This window comes from Grimontia sp. SpTr1, assembly GCF_947387585.1.
Classification (GTDB): Bacteria; Pseudomonadota; Gammaproteobacteria; order Enterobacterales; family Vibrionaceae; genus Enterovibrio; species Enterovibrio indicus.
This window is the reverse complement of record NZ_CANDOD010000013.1, coordinates 67,562-88,781: the sequence shown is the minus strand read 5'-3', so window position 1 is coordinate 88,781 and position 21,220 is coordinate 67,562. Positions and strand designations below refer to the sequence as shown.

The 21,220-nt window shown below is 51.2% G+C and carries 20 protein-coding genes; 2 read left to right on the top strand and 18 right to left on the bottom strand.

Annotated elements, in window-relative coordinates; translation table 11 throughout:
- Positions 1-5 precede the first annotated feature (5 nt).
- From QL223_RS17705 to QL223_RS17625, 17 genes are all read right to left on the bottom strand, one after another.
- Complete coding sequence (locus tag QL223_RS17705) at positions 6-329, bottom strand: hypothetical protein (RefSeq protein WP_281545482.1); 324 nt, start codon at positions 327-329, stop codon at positions 6-8.
- A gap of 13 nt (positions 330-342) precedes the next feature.
- On the bottom strand, positions 343-858 hold the full coding sequence (locus tag QL223_RS17700) for a phage baseplate assembly protein V (protein ID WP_046303122.1): 516 nt from the start codon (positions 856-858) through the stop codon (positions 343-345).
- Entirely contained in the window at positions 855-1,982 is a 1,128-nt protein-coding gene (locus QL223_RS17695) for a hypothetical protein (protein ID WP_281545481.1), read from the bottom strand. The genes QL223_RS17700 and QL223_RS17695 overlap by 4 nt, the downstream gene beginning before the upstream one ends.
- Positions 1,982-2,326: a LysM domain-containing protein gene (locus tag QL223_RS17690; RefSeq protein WP_281545480.1), complete on the bottom strand. Its 345-nt coding sequence runs from the start codon at positions 2,324-2,326 to the stop codon at positions 1,982-1,984. The genes QL223_RS17695 and QL223_RS17690 overlap by 1 nt, the downstream gene beginning before the upstream one ends.
- 15 nt (positions 2,327-2,341) lie before the next feature.
- Positions 2,342-2,965: a hypothetical protein gene (locus tag QL223_RS17685; protein WP_281545479.1), complete on the bottom strand. Its 624-nt coding sequence runs from the start codon at positions 2,963-2,965 to the stop codon at positions 2,342-2,344.
- Complete coding sequence (locus tag QL223_RS17680) at positions 2,966-3,175, bottom strand: hypothetical protein (protein WP_281545478.1); 210 nt, start codon at positions 3,173-3,175, stop codon at positions 2,966-2,968.
- Positions 3,176-3,183: 8 nt separating this feature from the next.
- Positions 3,184-4,827 (bottom strand): DUF4157 domain-containing protein, encoded by a 1,644-nt coding sequence (locus tag QL223_RS17675; RefSeq protein WP_281545477.1) that lies wholly within the window; start codon positions 4,825-4,827, stop codon positions 3,184-3,186.
- Positions 4,820-6,832, bottom strand: a complete 2,013-nt coding sequence (locus QL223_RS17670; RefSeq protein WP_281545476.1) for an ATP-binding protein — start codon at positions 6,830-6,832, stop codon at positions 4,820-4,822. The genes QL223_RS17675 and QL223_RS17670 overlap by 8 nt, the downstream gene beginning before the upstream one ends.
- Positions 6,829-8,136, bottom strand: a complete 1,308-nt coding sequence (locus tag QL223_RS17665; protein WP_281545475.1) for a DUF4255 domain-containing protein — start codon at positions 8,134-8,136, stop codon at positions 6,829-6,831. The genes QL223_RS17670 and QL223_RS17665 overlap by 4 nt, the downstream gene beginning before the upstream one ends.
- Entirely contained in the window at positions 8,133-8,969 is an 837-nt protein-coding gene (locus QL223_RS17660) for a hypothetical protein (RefSeq protein WP_281545474.1), read from the bottom strand. Before QL223_RS17660 ends, QL223_RS17665 begins: the two co-directional genes overlap by 4 nt.
- A gap of 13 nt (positions 8,970-8,982) precedes the next feature.
- Complete coding sequence (locus tag QL223_RS17655) at positions 8,983-9,789, bottom strand: hypothetical protein (protein ID WP_281545473.1); 807 nt, start codon at positions 9,787-9,789, stop codon at positions 8,983-8,985.
- A 10-nt stretch (positions 9,790-9,799) separates the two neighbouring features.
- A complete protein-coding gene (locus QL223_RS17650; protein ID WP_046303131.1) occupies positions 9,800-10,327 on the bottom strand; it encodes a phage tail protein in 528 nt (175 codons plus the stop codon).
- Positions 10,328-10,395: 68 nt separating this feature from the next.
- Entirely contained in the window at positions 10,396-12,351 is a 1,956-nt protein-coding gene (locus QL223_RS17645) for a phage tail sheath C-terminal domain-containing protein (RefSeq protein ID WP_281545472.1), read from the bottom strand.
- A 438-nt stretch (positions 12,352-12,789) separates the two neighbouring features.
- Positions 12,790-13,281: a tyrosine-protein phosphatase gene (locus QL223_RS17640; RefSeq protein ID WP_281545471.1), complete on the bottom strand. Its 492-nt coding sequence runs from the start codon at positions 13,279-13,281 to the stop codon at positions 12,790-12,792.
- Between the two features lie 72 nt (positions 13,282-13,353).
- Positions 13,354-13,944, bottom strand: coding sequence for an ABC-type transport auxiliary lipoprotein family protein (locus tag QL223_RS17635; RefSeq protein ID WP_281545470.1), 591 nt, complete (start codon positions 13,942-13,944; stop codon positions 13,354-13,356).
- Complete coding sequence (pqiB, locus tag QL223_RS17630; protein WP_281545469.1) at positions 13,941-15,614, bottom strand: intermembrane transport protein PqiB; 1,674 nt, start codon at positions 15,612-15,614, stop codon at positions 13,941-13,943. Before pqiB ends, QL223_RS17635 begins: the two co-directional genes overlap by 4 nt.
- Before the next feature lie 13 nt (positions 15,615-15,627).
- Entirely contained in the window at positions 15,628-16,944 is a 1,317-nt protein-coding gene (locus QL223_RS17625) for a paraquat-inducible protein A (protein WP_281545468.1), read from the bottom strand.
- 256 nt (positions 16,945-17,200) lie between these two features.
- Here QL223_RS17625 and QL223_RS17620 point away from each other — a divergent pair, with 256 nt between their 5' ends.
- Both QL223_RS17620 and QL223_RS17615 read left to right on the top strand, forming a co-directional pair.
- The gene (locus QL223_RS17620; RefSeq protein ID WP_281545467.1) at positions 17,201-18,727 is read left to right on the top strand and encodes a DEAD/DEAH box helicase; all 1,527 of its coding nucleotides are present in this window, start codon (positions 17,201-17,203) and stop codon (positions 18,725-18,727) included.
- Between the two features lie 493 nt (positions 18,728-19,220).
- The gene (locus QL223_RS17615; RefSeq protein ID WP_002538804.1) at positions 19,221-19,892 is read left to right on the top strand and encodes an oligogalacturonate-specific porin KdgM family protein; all 672 of its coding nucleotides are present in this window, start codon (positions 19,221-19,223) and stop codon (positions 19,890-19,892) included.
- A gap of 42 nt (positions 19,893-19,934) precedes the next feature.
- Here the strand turns inward: QL223_RS17615 and QL223_RS17610 are convergent, their stop codons facing one another.
- Positions 19,935-21,209, bottom strand: coding sequence for a type VI secretion system ImpA family N-terminal domain-containing protein (locus QL223_RS17610; protein WP_281545466.1), 1,275 nt, complete (start codon positions 21,207-21,209; stop codon positions 19,935-19,937).
- Between the last annotated feature and the right edge of the window lie 11 nt (positions 21,210-21,220).

The window sequence follows — 21,220 nt, the reverse complement described above, 5'->3', positions numbered from 1 at the left end:
TTCCCTCAGGTCGCCAGTACACGCGGTTGAACCACGGATGGGAGCATAGGCGTGCCAGTGGGTGCGCAAACAGATTGTCCCGTTTGCAACGCGAAAGGCTGCCCCAATGACAACACGCGTACTGAGCCTGAAAGCCACTGCCCCGTCACACAAGGACCATTGCCAGCGTTCGGCGGTGGCATGGCACAACCGGCGACGGCATAAGGTGAGGTTTGCAACACAGTTGGTTGTCCCGACACCATCACCCTTGGATTAGGCACAGTGGGTGTCGCCTGCCCACCATGGGCGCAGGTGACTGTGGCACCAACATGAAGAATCGCTCCTGGCATTGCTAAATTCCTCTTAGGTGATGGTCAACGCGCCATTGTTGATATCCACAGTTGGACCCACCATAGATATCTGCGCCCCTTTGCCGTTGTTGATGAATATGCCCGCGTCAGTCACTGACAGCGTTGCCCCTGTTGCTGTTTGCAGCGTGATACCGCCCATGCCCATTGGCCCGCCAATATCGCAAATCACAATGCCGTTCTTCGCCATGGTTTGCAGCGTGATGGCTGAAATGGGCGGCACTGCGGTTCGCGCCAGCGTCGGTACATCCGAAGGCGAACCTGCAAAACATCCCGTCCAGATGGGGTAATCCACGTCCCCTTGTTCAAACTCGATCCACACGCCTGCGCCAATCGGTGGTACCGAGAAAATCCCTGAGTTCAAGCCCAACACAGGCAGACAAGGCATACACCAGCTTCCGGGAACCATGCCCGACACGCTGGGAACCGTGGCGAGGATCCGTCCTTGCTGCATTGGGTCGACATTGTTGACCACGGTGCCGCGGAATTTACCGTAAAGAGGTGTCGTCATGCGGATACCCTGTTAACAGTCGACAGCAAACCGTCCCTACTCAGTTGAAAATCCTGCTTCAATTCGCCTTCCTTAAAGGTTGTGGTAACAGATTCCACATAGTGAATGCCATTGAATGCTGGGCTCGAACCTCGCACATACACCAAGCGCCTTGCCATCAACAAAGAACCGTAAGCCAACACGTCCAACGACCCTGTCATTTTCAACACACGCACCGCAGATTGTGCCGCTTTCGCCATGCCGATCATGGCCGCCTGAACCGGCGAGTATTTAGCGGTTTCATAGATGTTTTTGGTCTTTAAAGTGATGGGGCGAATCAAACCCAGTGGAGGATTGAGTGGATTGAAATCTGGCACTGGAATCGTCAGTGGCATTTTGGTTTGTGGATTCTGAATGGTGATCAGCGGAATGTAAGCTTCCTGCGCATCATATGAGCCAGACAGCGAAATCACATTGCGGTTGGCATCCAAGTCGTCATTGAGCGGTTTCTGCACTTTGCCGATTCGAACATCCGGCCCCCAATACGCGACAGACACACCAACGGTATCCGTGGTTTCTGTGTAGAACACATACCCAACGCGGTCGGCCAGCGATTGGATATAGGCGAGATCGGTTCCCTGCTGAGTGGGTATGCGGTCTGTCGGCACTGGTACATCAATCAGCACAGACGGGATAACTTTTGGGACCAGCCCAAGGAACGCATACTTCGCCAGTACCAGATTAATTCGGGCAAAGTCGGGCATGGCGGGAAAGCGCATAAAGCTGAAATCAAGATAGCTGAGCACATGAGTCAGGTCTTTCCCTGTAATGGTCATCCGAGATACGCCCGGAGCGCTGGCAGGGCTGACATTGTGTTGAGTGATAACACCGTCCATCAACACGCTTTGCTTGCCGTGCATTTCCACCGTAATCACGGTGCGCACCAACGGGATAGGATTGTTACTGGCAAGCATAAAAATGGTTTGCAGCGGCGAATTGTTGTCAATTTCAAACACCAATTGAAAACCAGAAGGCCCCTCGGTTTTGGATTGCACTTCACAGGAAACAAAGGCGTTGATAACGGCTTTTGAAACCGGAACCGGCGCAACAGGCCCAATGTAGAGGCTCATGACAACATCAGACATCAGCCCTCCCCATTGCCCGAAGAAAGGGCAATTTTCCGGCCCGGTGTTGCCACCAAATCACCGGGGTAGTATTCGAGGTTGGCATCCGCAATGTGCCACCACCGCGATGTGTCGGCGTAATAAGCCGCCCCCAGCAAATCCAACCTGTCTCCTTCCCTGACCAAAAGCATGGGTGCGGTACCTTCTGCCGCGGGCTCTGGAACAAAACGGCGACTGACAAAGACTCTCTCTGTGCCATCGCTGTCCGTCATCACTTTTAAAGGCGCACCCGCATAACGACTGCTTGGCGTAAAGTCCGCAGTTTCGTCGGTATTGCTGAGAAGGTACTGGGTAAGATCAGTCATGCTATTCGCCCCTAATCATCCATCAACCGCGGGTTTAATGACTTTCGCTGCCTGCTTCTCGATGCCATCAAGGTAGTGCAGGAAGAGCGACGAAGCAGGATGGTCAAAGCCTAAATCATCGACCGACAATACTTGCAGTGACAGGCTGGCTTTGGCGCGGATAGGATTTAGCTGCGCGCTGAAAAACTCTTCGGCCACAGAGAGGCTACTGACTTTAACAGGCATTCTTCGACGCAATCCCCAGCTGAAAACAGGCAAAGGCTGGGTCATCGGAATAATGGTGAGCTTGCCTTGTCGCGCCAGCGTGTCATTGTCTAAAAGCTGGCGTTTGGTTGGCGAAATCAGGCTTCGAAGCGCTGCGATGTAATGCCCTATTCCGTATTTCACTGCGTCTTCGTCACCCCGCGACATGGCATCTGTCGCATCGAGAATCGCATCAAACGTAATGGTTTCTTTTGGCGGACCATTTAGGCGCAGTTGTTCACTGCGGGTTTCAGAGGTCGACGGCGATTTCACCTCAAACTGGGTATTGAGTGAGTCCGGATTAATCAGCAAAGGAATGGCGCTCATTGGCTCCGCACTTTGTGGATCCAGCAGCACAATTCCGGCTTTGAGGTAGTTAGGTTGGGAAGACAGCATTTAGTGCGCCCTCCTTGATGCAACCGTCCGGGTTAAATGTCTGGCTGCTGAGGCCGCTGCTTGCTGTTGCGCCAATCTTTGATGCTCGGCTGAAACGGAGCCCATACCCGGCCAGTTTTCCCGAACGGCATCAGACATGACGCGATAAATTTCGCGATAGGAAGCGTTTTCAGCGATGTCGATGTGATCGAACCTAATCGTGACTTTCATTCAACCTCCTACGGCACCGCGAGATTGCCAGGAATGGTCCACCATAGCGGTGGCGCTAATGATGGGATCATCCGAACACCGCGATAAATGAGATACCCGATACCAACGGCAGCAGCCCCTGCAACCACAGGTTTAACGGCTGGACGCAAATCCGGCATTTCGGGAAGCTCTGGCATACGCCAAGGTTCTGAAGGCGGCTCCACAGGTCTTGGTGTTGGGCGCGGAGCGGGCCTTGGTGAAGGCACTGGCTGTGGATTTGGCTGCGGGACAACCCTAGGCACAGTGCGCGGCAGCAACACTGGAACCGGTAAACGAACCCGGATTCGCACTCTGCGCGGTGCCCTTCTTCTGCGCGTGTTCCGGCAGCGATAGTAATAAACACCATTGGAAGCAGAACCACCCACAGCAGGCCAAACATCAATGTTCTGCAGAGGATTCGCCACAAATGGCATGGTCGGAAAGGCGTAAGACCACATGGTGGTTGCTGGACCAATGATGCGCTGATAATTGGCAATATCCCGGTTCAATTGGGCTTCAGCATCAACCTGACGGCCGTTTAACCAAGAAGCAGGTTTTATTTCGCCAACTTCATCGATAAAAGGCCCTTGAGACCATTGCTTCACCATATCAGGTCGCGTTGAGCCGGGAATTTGAAAGCCGGGGTGACCATTTCCCAAACAAGGTGTTGTGGGAGAAATCGCTCGGTGAAGTACGCCACAAAATCCGCCAATCTGGCGGTGTGCAGCGACACCAATCTGCCCCATTGTCATGGTCGGCACGTCACAACCCGCTACGATTGCCCTCTGGATTACTGGAAGTCTTCCTTGTCGAGACACGCCATCCAGCAACTTAGCTTGGGGAATAGGTGCTGATGGCTGGGGTCGGTTATCGCCAAAGGATTCCACCGCAGACTCTGGGATCAAATAGAGCTTGCTCTCTGGTGTCTCTAGCGACTGCAAATCAGTAAACAGGCTTTCAACCTCAGACTGATCCATCATCTCGCCAAGAAATTCAAGATCGTGAGAAGGTGATTCAGAGCCCACGACTTCCGCAGACTCTGCCGCCCCCATCCTTTGAGGGAAACGTCCGATTGAACCTTGTGGTGACGACACGTTGAAGCGTTTCCCTGCAGCAAATGCATCACCGCCCCGATCAGCCTCCTGCTCGTAAGTGTCACCCGCGCCCTGAAGTTTCGAGAACGCGAGCCCGCGGCGCTGCTGCACCACATGCGTCAGCTCATGCCCGATCAAACGCAAGCCTTCTGGCGTGTCTGGACGATAGAATCCGTTGCCGAAAAACACGTCGTTACCCGCAGTAAAGGCTTTGGCCTGAAGCTGTCGGGCGTAGTTTTGCGCCATGCCGCCGGTATAGAAATTCACATCTGGCAGCGTTGTACCGAAGGTTTGTTCCGCGCGCTCTCTTAACGATTGTGGAATCGCACCGTCTGGCTGGGTTGTGCTCGAGCTGGCTGCAGGCTTTTTCAAAACTGGGCTGTTCGCAGCTGCTTTGGCGGCGCAAGCAGAACAAGTGCCTCCTGTCGGTGCTGCATTCCCACAGCCGCATTTTTTCTGAATCACAAAGCCGTTGCGCGGAGCATTGGCCGCTTTCTCAGCATGAGATTTCTGCGGTGTCAGCGGAGTGAATTCAGCCATAATTCAAATCCCCCGCTTTGATGGGACGTTCGAGTTTTTGAAGCTCTGCCGCCGCTGCTTCCATCAGCCAGCGCATCGACACGGCTTCATCATGCTGCGCAGCGAGAAAAGCCCCATTCAGCGCAACGTTGTGGATACTGCCGCCAGTAAGATTTAGCTTCGCAAGCCGTGCTGGGTTCACGTCCTCGGCCAACGGTGTTTGAGGCGGGAATACAGAAAGCCAGATCCGTTCTCTTTCCGCTGGTGCAGGGAATGGGAAATCCACCACAAAACGCAGGCGGCGCATAAAGGCTTTGTCGATTTGAGATTTTAGATTAGTGGCGAGAATCGCCAATCCGTTGAACATTTCAATCCGTTGCAGCAAGTCATCGATGCCAATGTTGGCGAATCTATCGTTGCTGTTTTTCACCTCGCTTCGCTTGCCAAACAGCGCATCAGCTTCATCGAAGAAGAGGATGGCTCCACAGCGCTCAGCTGCTTGGAACAAAGCCCGCATTTGCTTCTCGCTTTCACCAATGTATTTGCTGATCACACTGGCAAGGTCGATACGGTAAAGATCGAGGTTCAGGGTATTGGCAATCACCTCTGCTGCCATGGTTTTCCCCGTCCCACTTTCGCCACTGAACATGGCGCTAATGCCCATGCCCCGGCTCATGCGTTCACGGAATCCCCAGGACTGATAAACACGGCTACGAAGAGCAACCTGAGAAGCAAGCTGCTCCAACATCTTGGTTTGAGATTCCGGTAACACCAGATTCTCCCAGCTGGCTTTGCATTCGATACGTTGGGCAAGTTTTGAAAGCTCAGTAGACGCGCCACGTTGGCAGATTTGCCAGAGTGCTTTTTCAAATTCTGAGTCATTATTTGCGCCACTTTGTGCAGCAGCCACTGAGGCAGAGCGGAAAATGTCGGGCTCGCTCATCGAAAATTGTTCGGCCAGTCTTGCAGGAAGTTGTTTGTCTTCAACCGGAAGCAATTCTGACCATATCGACTCCTGCTCTTGCACCGTTGGTCGTTTCACTTCAAGCGGAAAACTTCTGGTCGAAAGGGCCGCGGGAGATCGTCCTGTGTCAATCAACACCAGTCCACGCATTCTCGCAATAAACTGCGCTGCCAGCTTTTGCTTTGGCGCATCGTCCGCTTCTTCGACCAATAAAATCATGGGTAAAAGGCTCGCCTCCCGCAGCCAGAGTCTTGCAAGGGCATCCAAATCGTTCGCGCGGGAAGGTAAATTAGCGGCATTGATGCGTTGCAAGCCGATATTTAATTCGGTCGAAATAGAGACTGCCATTGTGCGCTTAGCGAAGGCATCATCTCCAAAAAGCTCAAACACGGTCGACGTGTTATTCATTTCGAAATGCTGGCTTTGAGAAAGGTAATTTAATGCGGCGTCCAACTGTTGGCGCTGGGATGGCATGAGAGAAACGGCTGATTCCACATCGGCAGGTTCAAGCAATACGGAAAGACGTTCATCGATGTAGCTCAGACCGCGGGCAAAATTCACCACTCGCTCATCGGCACATAATACTCCATCGCCAGAACCTAATGGCTGCCATTCCACCAGCAACCAATAACGAAGCGGAGAATGCGGTGAAAAGCTGCTCCAGTCGCATTGCGGAATGCGTGACACGCAAAGCATCGCAGTTGGAAATGTATTTGAGCGGTTGCTAGAAAGAGCGGCGCATCGCTCTGCTACCAAGGGTTCAAGCGCTGCGACAACCACCAAAGCCAATACGCTCTGATCGCTTTCGTTAAGTCCAAACTGATCGTTCAATACATTGATGGAACTTGGATTTTCGCCTTCAGCTTCAGCGCGGAAACGGTTGTTGATAGTAGTAATGGATTCCGGCGGCGTCGTGTTCGCTTCGTCTGAAAGCAACGCACTAGCCCACTCCACGACTGCCGACAAATGCGCGTTATTCAACGCCTGCCAACGCTCAAGAGATTGCAGCTCTTTGGCTTGTTGCTGCTCAGAAACAGAAAATTGGATGGACTCAGACATCATGGCACCACCACTACCTGAGTTGGGTCGAAAATCGGCGCTCTTGGGGTGAAGTCCGGAGCAACAGGTGGTCTGTCTCGAAGGATAAACCAGCTATCAACACCATCAACACGTAATCTGGCTGGGTAACTGCCTGCAACCAGCGGCCCAAAGATAAAAACGAGGCTGTTTGTCGCCACAGCGACAGATTCCGCCGTCGCCCCTTCTGAACCGAGCCACATCATGGCTTGTTGTCCGGGATGAACGTGCGGGGTAACGCTTAACGTAACAACCACAGTTTGACCATTTCGCACCACACTGGTGGGTGGCAAGGTCATTACTGGGGCGATTTGGGCGGAAAGTTGATTAGATTGTAATGGTTGACCACCAACGTCAGCAGTAAAGAATAGTGAATAGATACCTGCTGCCCAATTGGCTGCAGCATTCGGCAGTGTCACTGACTGCGCGCGTGCTGTTCCGCCCGCCTCTGCATTGATTATATGTTCCACCTCCTGTGAGATATGAGAGAGCGTAAATCGAGGATTCGCGCCATCCAGCGCAAACCCTTCGGTGTCCAGGGTATCTCCCAACCTTGCACTGGGCTGCAAGGCGGGAGGGATAATGCGCGCCAGTTGGGGGACTGACGGAACCAGACTTGGCTGGACATCGGGCCCTGTATTACCGGGGCCAATGGTCAATACCGGGAGCGCTTCCCGCGTGCCCTGTTCAACTTGCATCAACACGGTTGATACGCGGTAAGTCGCGGAGGGGCGGTACTGACTTTGCAATGCGCTCCATAACGCGGATTTTTCCGACACGGGCATTGGATGGTGCGCGATACGAATCGCCTCAGCCTGATCAGCCAAACCTGTGTCTGCCAGCGCTTGGAGAAGCGGGGGAAGGCCCGCAGCAATGGCGGGTGAAGGGTTTAGCGCAGTTTGAATTTCTGCGCGGGTAAACCCCGGATGTTCGTGAAGAATTTGCATGGCATAGCCAAGCAATACATCGTTGTGCAAATCCGCGGTGCTATAGGCACTCACGATGTAATACAAATCCAGCGGCAGCGGTGTGTTATTGATTCTATCGCCGTCGTTGTTTCGGGTTGGCAAACATTGGTTTGCCCAGGCAGCGTTGACTTCGGTGTGGTAGAGAAACACGTTAAGCGCAGGCGCGTTATCTTCTTCCTGCGCCAGCATTTGGTCGGGTGGAAGCGCGTGAACAGGCACATTGGTATTCACCACGGTTGCCACATCGTGATCGACCAGACCATCATTCAACAAATCACGAAGAAGTTGAGTGATACCTGCTATCGCCAGCGCGCTACTCATCGTTTGCCCTCCTGACGTTCACGAAGGTAATCAGTCAGGCTTACCGGTGGTTTCCAGCTTGGTGCTTTTTTCTCTGGGGCTTTGGGTGCTGGCACGATCGAAACATGACCGATGGTGACAGATACTTCGAGATGATCTTGTGGACTCCCTTCTTTTTCTGGAGAGAGCGCTGATTCAACGGGGATCACAGAGGCCAATCGCTCAGTAATGGGCGACTCTTTTTCGTCTCCCAATATTGATGCGGCAACCTGCTTAGTAAAGTCACGGCGTTTCGTAGGTTGCTGCCGATTCTCAGGTAAGACAGTGGAAGATTCCTGCTCTAAATCTCTTAACTCGGCGAGGGTCATAGCGCTTGCAGAATGCGGGCTTACATCGTTTGATGGTGCATCTGATCTAGCGGAAACCGTCGATCTGTTTTCCGCTTCTCTCTGCCATTCTTGGCTCGCAGGCTCTGCATTATGGTCAGGAAAATCCGCCTCGATGTTTGACGAATAGTCCTTTTGGGCTGGGCGACTCTCAACGCTCTCTGGCGAAACTGGGGAGGATGAGGAATCAACCTCCCTGTTAAAACCATATTCAAGATTCCGGTCAGAGTGGGCTGCTTTTTCTGGTCGCACTGATGATGAAAATTCGCTCCGTTCACTTTTAGTCGGTTTGAGATTTGTTTTCGTTGGTTCTGGCACCAACCAATCGGTGACAGTGTCACTTGATGATTGAGGTGATGTGGGCGAAGAGTCATCACTCACGTGGGAATAATAAGAACGCACCACAGGTTTAAGCGATTGTTCACCCGAGACATTTCGGCGAAGAAATTGGCTGAGACCTTGACTCATCGTCTTCCTCTCCTCACTCAATAATCATCGCAATATGACGACGACGGCGGGCAGGACTCATGGCGAGAATATCCTGACTCGACCAGCCATAGGCCGTTGCCAGCAAATGCACGTCCCACAACTGCTTCTCAACACTGGCGGAGAGTTGCGCCCAAAACTGGTTGGCAATATCAAACTGGTGCAAGGTTTCGGCGCCGCAATCCGGACAGGCTGAATTCAGCGACACAATGGAAAGAGGTTCAGAGTCCAACATCTGTTGTTCGATCTGTTCGAACAGCATTTCCCAGGCTTCTTGCGCATTCTCTTTTTCTGCCAGCGCTGAACGGATTCGCGGGAAATCCTCGGGTTCAATAACCCTTTGTGCAAACTGAAACAGCATGACTTCGCTGTTTTCCAGCATGTTCAGGTCCGCAATGCGGGGTAAACGAAACCGACATGGGATCCCTTCAAAAATCACATCGTGATAAACGGGGAGATACACATCCGTATCCAGTGAAGCGTGCACCGCGTCCCAGGCTTTGGAGAGTTCAGGGGACGCGGTACCTAACACTTGCGAAACGGTAAACGAAAGCTGCGTTTTCTCACCGCATTCACCGCATTTGGCTTCAACTTCGATGGCATCACCAAACTGGCGCTGGTAAGCAAGCATCAGTAAATGATCGCGACCTGCCACTGTCCAATCAGGCAATGTCGGTTTCAACGAATCCGGGACAAACGCGCCCGCCAGTATTGCCGCTCGCTCCTGCGCGCGACGGGCTGAAGCGGCTTCCCACACTTCCACCTGACGGTTATCGTTCAATGCTTGCAACACCATGGCCATCAGCGTCTACTCACTGCTCAGGATGAACAAAACTGGGTTCTTTCGGCGTGGTCACCGCCATGCGCTCCCAGCCTTCGTTTTCAAGTTTGATAGACTGAATCATGAACGCAGAGCTGGATGCATCTAACCCCGGCAGCGCTTTGTATTCCGATACCCAGCAGCGGTAAATGCTGTAGCTCAGCACCTTCTGACCCGCCTCATTCAGCACTTCCAGAATCAGGTTTTTGTGGAGGTCTGCCAGTGACACTTCACCACCTGGCTCAGTCCCGATTCGCCAAACCTTATTTGCCCACTGTTCGAACTGGAGATTTTCCGTCACACCGCGTTCAAGCGTGATGGCTTCGAATTTCACCTGACCCGGAGATTTACGGGTGTGGGATGGGTCGCCACCTGCGCGGTATTCATTCACTTCCACCGTGCGGCTGAGACCTGATACTTTCTGCACCGCCGCCAGCACATCGCCGCCGGCTTCTTTGATGATGAATTTGTACCCAGGGTACGGGACCACCCGCTGGCCATTCACATTGAGCTGAGACATAACGCCCCCTCGCTACCTATCGAGTCATACATTGAAGTTGCCGACAGCCACCGCCATCGGCGGAGAGATTAACTGCCGCTGTTGTTCATCAGTTGGAAACTGACGACAACAAATTCCGCAGGTTTAAGGGGCGCCATACCCACCAGTATGTTGACGACGCCGGCATCGATATCTGCCTGAGTGGTCGTCTCGGCATCGCATTTCACAAAGAAGGCTTGATCCGGTGAGCTTCCCTGAAATGCACCCTGTCGGAAAAGCCCTTGCATGAAGCTGGTCACCGCAATGCGAATTTCTGACCACAGCGGCTCGTCATTGGGCATAAATAGGGTCCATTGCAAACCGCGAAACAGGGATTCTTCGATGAAAAGCGCCGTGCGTCGAACGGGTATATATGTCCATTCAGAGGCGAGTTCATTTGCGCCACGCAACGTTCTTGCCCCCCAGACGATGTTGCCGCTGATGCCGCCATTTCTCAGGCAATTCAAACCAATGGGATTAAGCAGACCAATCTCGTTGTTGGTGAGGTTGTGATTGAAGCTAATCACATTGCGAAGGCTGGCAGTAATACCGGCAGCTGCTGTCCAAATCCCTGCTTCCGAATCGCGGCGGGCATAGACGCCAGCGACGGTTCCGCTTGGCGCGATAGTCCGTAGGCGATTGTCGTTATTGGGATCCGGCACCTGAACGCGGGGATAGTAAGCAGCTGTGTTACGGTGACGAAGCCCTGCCCCAGCGACTTCATCCAACCATTCAATCGCTCCTTCCGCACTGTTCACGTTCTCTGGCGGGTCAATCAGCAAGAATGCCCGCTGTTCTTCGCAGTAAGCAATCGCAGGGCTAATCACGGTCGACATGTCCGCGACATTACCGTTGTTCAGATCTGACGCTTCCGGTATAAGCAGCAGGTTGAAAATATCGACATCTTCCAGTGCGTATATACCGGTTCGGGCATTTCGGTTACCCCGTAATTGCGCCGCTGTCGGTGTACCACCATCAGCGCCCGCAGTTTGCGCGATCTGAAATCCTGCTGCTGCAGCCGTATTCATGGCGTATTGCTGAACGTTGGCCTCTGCACTGCCTTCCAAAGCGGTCGTCACTGCAAAGTCCCCTGCCGTGTCGGTAATTGACACCATGTGACCAGCTCGATAAGCGGTGCTGTTGCGCCCGGTGTAGACGGCAATTCGGTCCCCCCGAGCAACAACTTGACATTGCGCCCACAGCGGATCCGCTGGGTGAGTATCTCTAATCGCGTTCTGCAGCATGAGCGCAGCGCCAGCGATAGTTGTCGGTTTCGTCGTCACGTCAACAACGACAGAGCGCACAGTGCCATCGCCTAGATCTATATCCATGGTGTTGTTGTCAGCCATTGCGGCGTAATTTGCGACTGTCTGTGTACCGGAGTAATAACCTGTTGGCGCAGGCATATCTGTGCCGGCAAAGTCCGGAATTTGAACCATCATCGAGTTGTCGTTGACAACACTTTGCACAAACCTAGGATGAGTCGCGACCATAGACACATTGCGGTAAGTCTCATTTCGCACGGGCACTTCAAGACCATCTACATGCCTGATTTCGGTCACTGAAAGATTGAAAAGTGATGAGGGATCTGTGGTCAGGTAGTCGACATCAATGCGGATGTGATTATTCCATGCGCCGGGATCTTCAACCGGCTCACCTTGAAACTGACGCCCGGCGTTAAAAACCAGTGTGGTAGTTGTGGGGCCGTTCCAACTATCGACCGACACGCTGCCATTGGTTCCTCCTCCAACACGGACAGCATAGGATTCACCGCCCCCATTTGTAAAAAATTGCGACACTGCATAGCTGGTTTCACTGGTGGTATGAACGCCGCCCATATGGGTGTCAAAATCTCCGACATGGAACATGCGCACGGGCGTGTTTATCGGCCCTCGTGAAAAGCCACCAACAAACGCAGCGATAGATGTGGCAGCACCACTGATGGAGCGGCTGCCGCTGGGAATTTCCTGGATGTAAACGCCGGGATATGTCAGTGCAACGGGCATGAGTGACCTCCTCAACCATGGCAGAACTCGTATAAATTGGCGTTGGGAGCGGCACAGCGGTCTGACAATACTCATTCGCATTTTGACTAAATCGCCGTGCTCAGAATATGCCACCACAGACACAGTATCAGTGCTGCAATACACAAAGGATGATGGCTAACTATCGCGTGACAGTGTGTCGCAAAAACAAGAGAGGGTTGGTCATGTGGGCGAAAGCGTCAAAAAAGCACGAGCGTTCTAAACACCAGTTTTCAGAGTATTAGCAAAAATGTAATCGTTCTTATATCTGATGCGCTTTTTTTAAACAAAAATAGTGTCGACTGCCTTGCTTGGTATGCATTTTCAGACAGAGAAAGAAAGTATTCGTACGATTGAGTTGTTTGGGTATATCTCCGAACAGCCCTTGTGTTCGGCTGTTCGGGTTCATTTCTTGCAGGATTATTGATTCACAAAAGCGTGGATATAATCAATTTGAGGCTGTTTGGTGAAGGCACCCGGGCGCAATGCCTGAATATCACGGATGATGTCTTGTAACTCCCAACCGCGCTCAAGCAGAAGGTGAGCAGACAATAAACCAGTGCGGCCTGAACCGCCCATGCAGTGCATGACAACCTTATCGCCATTTGCAATGGCTTGGTGCAATTCTGATTGGCTGGCTTGCCACTTTGCCATGAAAGTAGCGTCTGGGGCTTCATCGTCTTCGATAACAATGTGGAACCATTTCATGCCAAGTTCCTGAACCAGTTCGCCCAGTTGCTCGACGCCTTTTGACGCCATTTCTTCTTCATTGATAGCAGTCACAACAGCAACCGCACCTTGCGCTTTTAGCTGTTGAAGGCTTTCCAACAGTGACAGGTCTTTGGTTCCCGGGCAAGGGGTTAAAATCAAAGCGCCAGATTCCACTGGCAATTCCCAAGTTGGATGTGTCATCCGAATCTCCCTAATTCTATTTTTCGGTGCAGGATCTTGGGGATGAATTATGACATTTGGATGACAGTGCGCCTACTGCCCGATTTTTGCCTTAGATAAGTCAAAGCCTAATGTACCTATGACCTTATCCAGCGTTTTGGAGAGTGCATTAACAAGCGCCTGGTACCCTTCTTGTTCTAATGGCGACTGCGCGAAGAAGGTTTGGGATTGAACGATATCACCGTTGCCATCCACCAACACCCAGTCTCCTGCCACGGTTGCGTTACCTTGGTAATCACCATCAAACCGGCTGATGTTGAGTTGGAGTCTAGGCATTTTTGCACTGTTCAAAGAAGCATTCGGATACATTGGCCAATAGTTTGCTTTTGGCGTACGCAGTTGATTAACCAAACGTTCTGTGACCTGTTGGGAAAGGCTTTCAGCCCAGAGGTTATTTTGCGCAATCACAATCTCGGACGGTGACGTTTGGTAGGCAATTCCCTCTCCTGCTAAATACCCCGCAACTTTCACAGGCTGGATTAGCAAGATGGGCTGTTCTTTTCGCAACACTGTCTCTTTCAATTCAGCTTGAGGCAAGAGATACGTTTTGGTTGCGGTGTCAGGCGCGCTGCTACACCCCGCTATCACCACTACGAATAGCCAGCTAAGCAATGATTTTCTCATTCGCGCTCTCCCTTCACTGGAATTGGATCTGACAACTGGCTTTCACCGAAAATCAGAGAGTCTGGTTTCTGGTTAAGTTTCTTCATTAACGGACTGAATCCATCCATGGCATCGTTGAAACCTGTCAGCGCTTCTTGCAGTTTCTGGTAGGACTCCGAATCAGGATTGAAGCCACGTAAGGTTCGCTGAAGCTCTTCCAGTGTATCCCTCAGCTCTTGAGGAAGCTTTTGGGCACCATCCTGTGCAAGCAAGCCATCGAGACGCTGAATCAGACTATCCAGTTCTTTACCCGCAGAATTCAGTGTCGCCATGGTTTCTTGGGAAGCATCCAGTGTTTCCTCTAGGGAAGTCAGCACACCTTCGACAGGGAGCTTGTTAATCTTGTTAAGAATGCCGCCGATCTGCCGTTGGAACTGAACAAAATCTCCCGAAACAGACGGAAAGAAGTTATAGCCCCGATAAGTCGTCTGATACGTTTTGTTGGCTTCATCGGGATAGAAATCCGTATCGATATACAGCGCTCCAGTCAGCAGATTGCCGGTTTTTAGCGTGGCACGCAGGCCATGTTTGAACTCGGCTGCGAAAGCCTCTTTCAACTCTGACGGCGTGATTTCAACGTCCGGCTCGAGGATCCGCTCAACTTCAATATGAATAAGTACAGGAATTTGTTTGGACGCAAAGCCCCGCTTTTTATCTGTCAGATGCAGCGGCACTTTCTCCACCGTGCCAATCCGAATACCGCGGTATTCCACGGGTGCGCCGGGGTTTAACCCGCGGACGGATTCACTGAAAAGCAAGGCGTACTCTATGTAGTTATCAAACATTTGCTCCTGAACTTGCTTCAGGTCGTCATAGAGCTTGAACAAGGTCATCTGCTCTGTAATGGGATATCCCTTTGATTGCCCATCAGGCACACCAAAACTCACGCCGCCGCTGACCAGTGACTCCAGAGAGGCGATTTGCACCGCAAAGCCTTGGGCATTGAGTCGAATATCCAGACCTGACGTTAACCAAAAACGGGTTTCACTCTGGATAAGCGCATCGTATGGCTGGAAGATGAAAAGCTGATAGGTAGCCTTTTCTTTTTCCAAATCAAACCCAACCCTCTCTACCCGACCAACGGTATAACCTTCAAAAAGCACGGGGTCGCCCACTGACAACTTCCCTGCTCTTGGCGACGTTAATACAACCCGTAATCCTTTGGCATCTGGTGGGGCAATCGGCGGAATATCGAGCACGGTAAAGGTATCCTGAGATTCTTCCGACACGCCAGGACGCAGAGCGATGTATGCCCCAGAAAGTAAGGTACTAAGGCCTGATACACCTTCTTTGCCGATGCGAGGTTTCACCACCCAGAATGTGGCATCTTCCCGCAACATGCGATCGGCGTTTTTGTCCATCCTCGCTTTCACGACGATGGCTGAATAATCTTTGTTGAGCTGGACATCTGTCACCACACCCACTTTGACATCACGGGCGCGAATTTCGGTTTTCCCTGCTTCCAGTCCGTCAGCGGTTTGAACATGTAAGGTGATCAAGGTGCCTTGATTACTTTCGTATTGATAAAACATCCAAATACCGACCGCGAGAGACACCAATGGCAGAATCCACACTGCGGAAAATGAGCGTCCTTTTTTCACTGTAGCGGTGACTTGTTCTTCCTCACTCATACGTTTTTATCTCTTATTCTTGTGGTTGTGCAGCGCTTGGTAAGACTGGTGGGCTTGCCGCAGGGTCACGGTGTCTAAGTGGGCCCCAGAACACACGAGGGTCAAAAATCAAAGCGGCACACATGGTAAAGAAAACCACCAAGGCAAAATAAAATGCGGCGGGGCCAGGGCTGATACTCATCAAACCCTTTAAGTTGACCAACGCAGAAAGGATGGCGACAACGAACACATCAATCATCGACCAGCGGCCAATCAATTCGGTAAATCGGTAATACTTCAGTTTCTTCAACGCATTAGTGTCATCTTCCTTCCCTTGCTTTTCCGCCCTTAATAGCCAAATCATGATGAGCATTTTGGTCATCGGCACGAAAACACTGGCAATAAAGATAATGGCCGCTATGGGGTAAGAACCGAGGTTCCAAAGCAGAATGACTCCATCCATGATGGTTGAGCGTTCGGTGCTGCCGAGGCTCACGGTATACATCATGGGGTAAAGGTTGGCAGGCACGTAGAAGATGATCGCGCTGATAAGAAATGACCATGCCCAGCCAATATTCATGTCGGGGTTGTATGGGTGTAATCGACTGTCGCAACGCTGGCAATGCTTGTGGTGTGGGTCGTTGATTTGCTGACACACCCGACAGGCAACATGGTTGCCAGAAAGATGAGTGTCTCCCGGTTTCACTTTGCCGGTGGGATACGAGGGAAACAGGTTTTCCCAAAGCCATTCTTTATCAATCGCCCGGGAGAAAAACACCACCAGCGCACTGTAAGCACAGTAAGCCCAGAAAGCAGCGCCCAGCTCAACGTCTGCCAGTGCGGCAATCTTCACCAGACTGACAATTACCCCCACCAGAAAGATGTCTACCAGCAGCCAAATCTCTACGCGAAATACCAAGCGGCTAAGTTGTTTCAACAGTGAAGGCGGTGTGTTGGCACCCCTTCCCTTTGAAGATTTGCTGGCAACGTGAAAAAGGAACATCACCAGACTGATGTATATGGCTGGCAAAACAATGATTGTGATGAGCAACATGGCAGCGAGAGCATTGTTGTCGAAGTTATGGAAAACCTTGAGTGCGTCCAACAACGAAATGTTGTTACTGATGCCACTGGCACTGAAAGACATAAAAGGAAATACGCAACTGAGCGTGAGCATAACCAGACAGGAAATACCGTAAGCCTGCACTTTCGCCGGGCTGTTTTCCACTTGACGAACCAGCGTATGCCCGCATCGAGGACAACTCGCTTTACTGCTTCCTTCCATAGGCGGAATCGCAGAAACCAATCCACATTCATTGCATGCGATAAGTAATGGCGAAGGTTTCTGCATAGGATAGGTCCGGATGGATATTCAACTGAGTATACCTAGCGCACTGATCGTCAACGTCTTATCCTTGAAGCAGTACTACGAATTCCGACTGACAAAGCCCGTAAATCGTCACATACATATATCCAGTCTGGCCATTTTCAGATATTCATTGCCCTATCCAAGGTAAAAGCGCAGAATAGCGCCCCTTTGTCCCAGTCGTCGGCACACTTGCCGACCAAGCCTGCTTTTGGGCACTCACTTACCGAGAAGTTAATTTATGGGTTTTACCGATCTAGGTCTTTCTGCGCCAATCCTCCGTGCTATTCAGGAAAAAGGTTACGACACCCCCTCTCCAATTCAGGCTCAGGCTATCCCTGCAGTTCTGGAAGGAAAGGATGTCATGGCCGCTGCGCAGACAGGTACAGGTAAAACTGCGGGCTTCGTTCTGCCAATCCTTGAACGTTTGAGCGAAGGCTCACGTACTCGTCCAAACCATATTCGTGCACTGATCCTAACGCCAACCCGCGAACTGGCTGCACAAATCCACGAAAACGCCGTGGTTTACAGCCGTCACCTTCGTCTGCGCTCTAGCGTGGTTTTCGGTGGTGTGAAGATTAACCCGCAAATGATGAACCTGCGTAAAGGCTCAGATATTCTAGTGGCGACTCCTGGTCGTCTGTTGGATTTGTACCAACAAAACGCCGTCAAATTCTCGCAACTTGAAGTACTGGTGCTGGACGAAGCAGATCGCATGTTGGACATGGGTTTCTTCCGCGACATCAAGAAGATCCTCGACCTGCTGCCGAAGAACCGCCAGAACCTACTGTTCTCTGCGACTTTCTCAGATGAAATCCGCGACTTGGCCAAAGGTCTAGTGAACAACCCTGTCGAGATTTCAGTAACACCTGCGAACTCAACAGCGCGCACTGTAGAGCAGTGGATTTACCCTGCGGACAAGAAAAAGAAACCGGCAATGCTGGCAAAGCTGATTAAAGATGGCGACTGGAAACAGGTACTGGTATTCACCCGCACCAAGCACGGCGCCAACAAGCTTTCCCACTTCCTGAACGACGAAGGCATTACCGCCGCACCGATTCACGGAAATAAAAGCCAAAGCGCCCGTACCAAAGCGCTGGCAGATTTTAAATCGGGTGATGTTCGCGTGCTGGTTGCAACCGACATTGCAGCCCGAGGTATCGATATTCCCCAGCTGCCACAAGTGGTGAACTTTGAAATTCCACATGTGGCTGAAGATTACGTTCACCGAATTGGCCGTACCGGTCGTGCGGGTGAGCCTGGCAAAGCGGTTTCATTGGTGTGTGCGGATGAAACAGATGATCTGTTTGGCATCGAGCGTCTGATTCAGCAGCTTCTGCGCCGTGAGGAACTGGAAGGCTTCAAGCCAACCAATGCGCTGCCAGAGAAAGCGCTGGATACTCGCCCTATTAAACCAAAGAAACCGAAAAAGCCTAAGAAGCCAAAAGCACAAAATGGTGAAGCAAAGGCGGCGCCAAAATCCGGCACAGCAAAAGCCAAAGACGGTCAGCCAAAAACTGACAAAGCACCTCAGAAGAAAAAGCCGTTCAAGGGTAAGCCGCGTAATGGTGGACAATCAGGCCAAAAGCCTGCAGCTAACCAAAACGATAACCGCACCAACAATGGTGAAGGTAAGCCACGCCGCGCAGGCAATGCGAACAGCAATGGCAGCAAAGGGAATGCAAACAAACCGAATAATCGCAAACCTAACCAATCGCGCCGAAAATCTTCTGGTGATAGCGTAAAAGTCAGTTGGGGCAATTACTGATTCGCAAATAACCCTATCTTCAATCAACCTGAAGATACAGGATTCAAAGAGTTTATGTATAAAGGCCAGACGGACGTCTGGCTTTTTTGTACTTCATATTTGGGGTATTCCCGCGTTCTCAAACCACACATCACCTTCCAACGCCAATGACATTCATCAATTTTCGCTTCGCTTTTAAGGTGAGGTAATTCACAGATTTATAGTATCTCCAATACCGAAAAGTTATTCAGGAAGCGTTAAGTTTCATCCATTACTTTGCATACGAAACAAGTTGTTAGACCCAACTTTCGTTTTTAACGCTTGGGTGCTCTGATTGTCTCGCTATTTACAAGGAAAAGAAAAACGCAGGGATTTACAGCTCTAAACAATTATTGACGGCTGAAAAATATAAGCGTGGTGGTCACTCATTTTACGCACGGACCATCCCTCAGAAATAGCGCGAAGAGCCCCGTTCAACTTTTGGGATTGTTTAATCCCATTCAGGAGATATTTTATGAAACGTGTTGTTATTGCTTCTGCCGCACTTTTTATGGCTCAAGGCGCTATGGCTTCTTCTTACGTCACTGGTAACCTGCAGTTCCACAGTCATGGCGACAAAATGCATGGTTCAGATGCCACTTCAACATTAGAAGCAGGCCATACCTTTAATAACGATATGGGTGGTTTTACCCTATATACCGAGTTTGACGGCATTCAGATTGGCGACATTCATACTGCTGATTCTGCATACATCACACTGGGCGGTGAGCAGTCATTCAGCATCAACGAAAACCTTTGGGTCGCTGCAGGTTACCAGCACCTTCTGCATGAAGGCGATACGATCCAGTACCGTCCATTGGTGAAAATCGGCTACAACTTCGATAACGGAGTACAAATCAGCAACCGTACCCGTGCTCACATCCACGAAGAAAGTGGTAATGACACCGACTGGCGCTTCGACACCCGCATTGCATACGCGGTAAACAGCGATGTCGCGCTGAGCTACAACAATGTGTACATGTATGCTGGTGATTACGATGCTAATGGCGATGCAAAAGACCACAGCATGGACCATGAGCTTCGCGCAACCTGGACCCGAAGCGGTGTGCAACCATACTTTGAGTATCGTAACCAAGGTGATAACACCAACAATGCATTTGTATTCGGTGCGTCGTTGAGTTTTTAAAATCAACTCACACATACACAACAAAGGGAGCCAAATGGCTCCCTACTCTTGCTTAGCTTCTAGTTGCTCAAGCTCAGGCAACGTCTCTCTCACCAACATCTTCTTCATCACCAACGCTTTCAATTGTTTATCAACAATATCCAGCTCCTCTTTTGCCTTTTCAACTTCACCATCGCTGATCAGTTTTTCAGCAAAAGAAATGCGGGCAACGAGCGGAGACAAACTAATCGCGTAGTTTTCCAATCCTCTGGCGAGGGCTTGAACCTGGTCTGCTCGACCACTTTTGGCGTACAAGCTGATGTTCGCAGCTCGTGTTCGGGCGGTTTCAAATTTCTCATTCATTGCATCAAATTCTGCAACCAGTCCAGACTGCCAGTGTTGAAGAGACTTGGCCACCTGTTCCGCTTCCGGCGTGTCGGGGAAAAGAAATTGAAGACTGTCGGCGTACTCCATACCCGCTGCATAGTTATCGCCAATATTCGATGCTGTGAGTATCGAGACTTTATCTGCATAACTTGGAAGCAGCTGTGACTGATATTCCTTCAAAGCCTGAGAGCCATATTCCGCTCGTATCGACTGTGCTTCTTCCAAGGAAATCACCTTGGGTTCAGCGCCGGCAATAGTCAGGGTTGAAAGAGGCGTTTCTGCGCTGCCCTGCACTTCCAACAATCCATATAGCAGTGCCGCACCAACGGCCAGACCACCCATAAAAATGAGTGCACTGGCGTTTTGCTTTTTCACTTCTACCTCAACGGGAGGAGGCGCAATTGCAACACCTTTGCTTTGGCGCTCTAAGCGATCGATATGCTCGAAGATGGTAAAGCCAAGTACGTCCAAATCGTCGACTTTACCTCCGCCATTTTTGGAAAGGTTTCTGTCTATCGCTTCAAGGGCACGCTCACAACGGTATAAATCACGAAGCTGACCGATACTTGGCTGAATCGCGCGAACCTCCTCGCCGATACGTCCAAGCATCCAGCGATAGAGCTCAGCACGTTTAGCATGAGGCATATTCTCATCGTCAGGTGCACGCAGCACCGCCACCTGAAGTTCTAAACCGTTGGCAAAGCCAGATAGGCCCTGCGTTTTCATCGAGGCGACGGTGAAGTAGATGGCAACGAGAAGATCTGCGCCTTCTTCTGTCGCCACTTTTTCACAAAGCTCACGAACCTTGGTCCAGTCCGTTGAGCCAGCAAGCGGGTTAAAGCGTCGGTTTATCTCGCTGCGTATTTTCTGGTAGTCAGAAGAGTCCCGCAGTTTTGCGCTATTTTCTGCCAGTTTTACGCCATCGATGTCCGTCAACATCCACTGCGACACTGTGTTTGTCC

Excerpts from the sequence above, each read along its gene's own strand:
- QL223_RS17705 (WP_281545482.1), bottom strand. The coding sequence starts at position 329 with ATGCCAGGAGCGATTCTTCATGTTGGTGCCACAGTCACCTGCGCCCAT.
- QL223_RS17700 (WP_046303122.1), bottom strand. The coding sequence starts at position 858 with ATGACGACACCTCTTTACGGTAAATTCCGCGGCACCGTGGTCAACAAT.
- QL223_RS17695 (WP_281545481.1), bottom strand. The coding sequence starts at position 1,982 with ATGTCTGATGTTGTCATGAGCCTCTACATTGGGCCTGTTGCGCCGGTT.
- QL223_RS17690 (WP_281545480.1), bottom strand. The coding sequence starts at position 2,326 with ATGACTGATCTTACCCAGTACCTTCTCAGCAATACCGACGAAACTGCG.
- QL223_RS17685 (WP_281545479.1), bottom strand. The coding sequence starts at position 2,965 with ATGCTGTCTTCCCAACCTAACTACCTCAAAGCCGGAATTGTGCTGCTG.
- QL223_RS17680 (WP_281545478.1), bottom strand. The coding sequence starts at position 3,175 with ATGAAAGTCACGATTAGGTTCGATCACATCGACATCGCTGAAAACGCT.
- QL223_RS17675 (WP_281545477.1), bottom strand. The coding sequence starts at position 4,827 with ATGGCTGAATTCACTCCGCTGACACCGCAGAAATCTCATGCTGAGAAA.
- QL223_RS17670 (WP_281545476.1), bottom strand. The coding sequence starts at position 6,832 with ATGATGTCTGAGTCCATCCAATTTTCTGTTTCTGAGCAGCAACAAGCC.
- QL223_RS17665 (WP_281545475.1), bottom strand. The coding sequence starts at position 8,136 with ATGAGTAGCGCGCTGGCGATAGCAGGTATCACTCAACTTCTTCGTGAT.
- QL223_RS17660 (WP_281545474.1), bottom strand. The coding sequence starts at position 8,969 with ATGAGTCAAGGTCTCAGCCAATTTCTTCGCCGAAATGTCTCGGGTGAA.
- QL223_RS17655 (WP_281545473.1), bottom strand. The coding sequence starts at position 9,789 with ATGGCCATGGTGTTGCAAGCATTGAACGATAACCGTCAGGTGGAAGTG.
- QL223_RS17650 (WP_046303131.1), bottom strand. The coding sequence starts at position 10,327 with ATGTCTCAGCTCAATGTGAATGGCCAGCGGGTGGTCCCGTACCCTGGG.
- QL223_RS17645 (WP_281545472.1), bottom strand. The coding sequence starts at position 12,351 with ATGCCCGTTGCACTGACATATCCCGGCGTTTACATCCAGGAAATTCCC.
- QL223_RS17640 (WP_281545471.1), bottom strand. The coding sequence starts at position 13,281 with ATGACACATCCAACTTGGGAATTGCCAGTGGAATCTGGCGCTTTGATT.
- QL223_RS17635 (WP_281545470.1), bottom strand. The coding sequence starts at position 13,944 with ATGAGAAAATCATTGCTTAGCTGGCTATTCGTAGTGGTGATAGCGGGG.
- pqiB (WP_281545469.1), bottom strand. The coding sequence starts at position 15,614 with ATGAGTGAGGAAGAACAAGTCACCGCTACAGTGAAAAAAGGACGCTCA.
- QL223_RS17625 (WP_281545468.1), bottom strand. The coding sequence starts at position 16,944 with ATGCAGAAACCTTCGCCATTACTTATCGCATGCAATGAATGTGGATTG.
- QL223_RS17620 (WP_281545467.1), top strand. The coding sequence starts at position 17,201 with ATGGGTTTTACCGATCTAGGTCTTTCTGCGCCAATCCTCCGTGCTATT.
- QL223_RS17615 (WP_002538804.1), top strand. The coding sequence starts at position 19,221 with ATGAAACGTGTTGTTATTGCTTCTGCCGCACTTTTTATGGCTCAAGGC.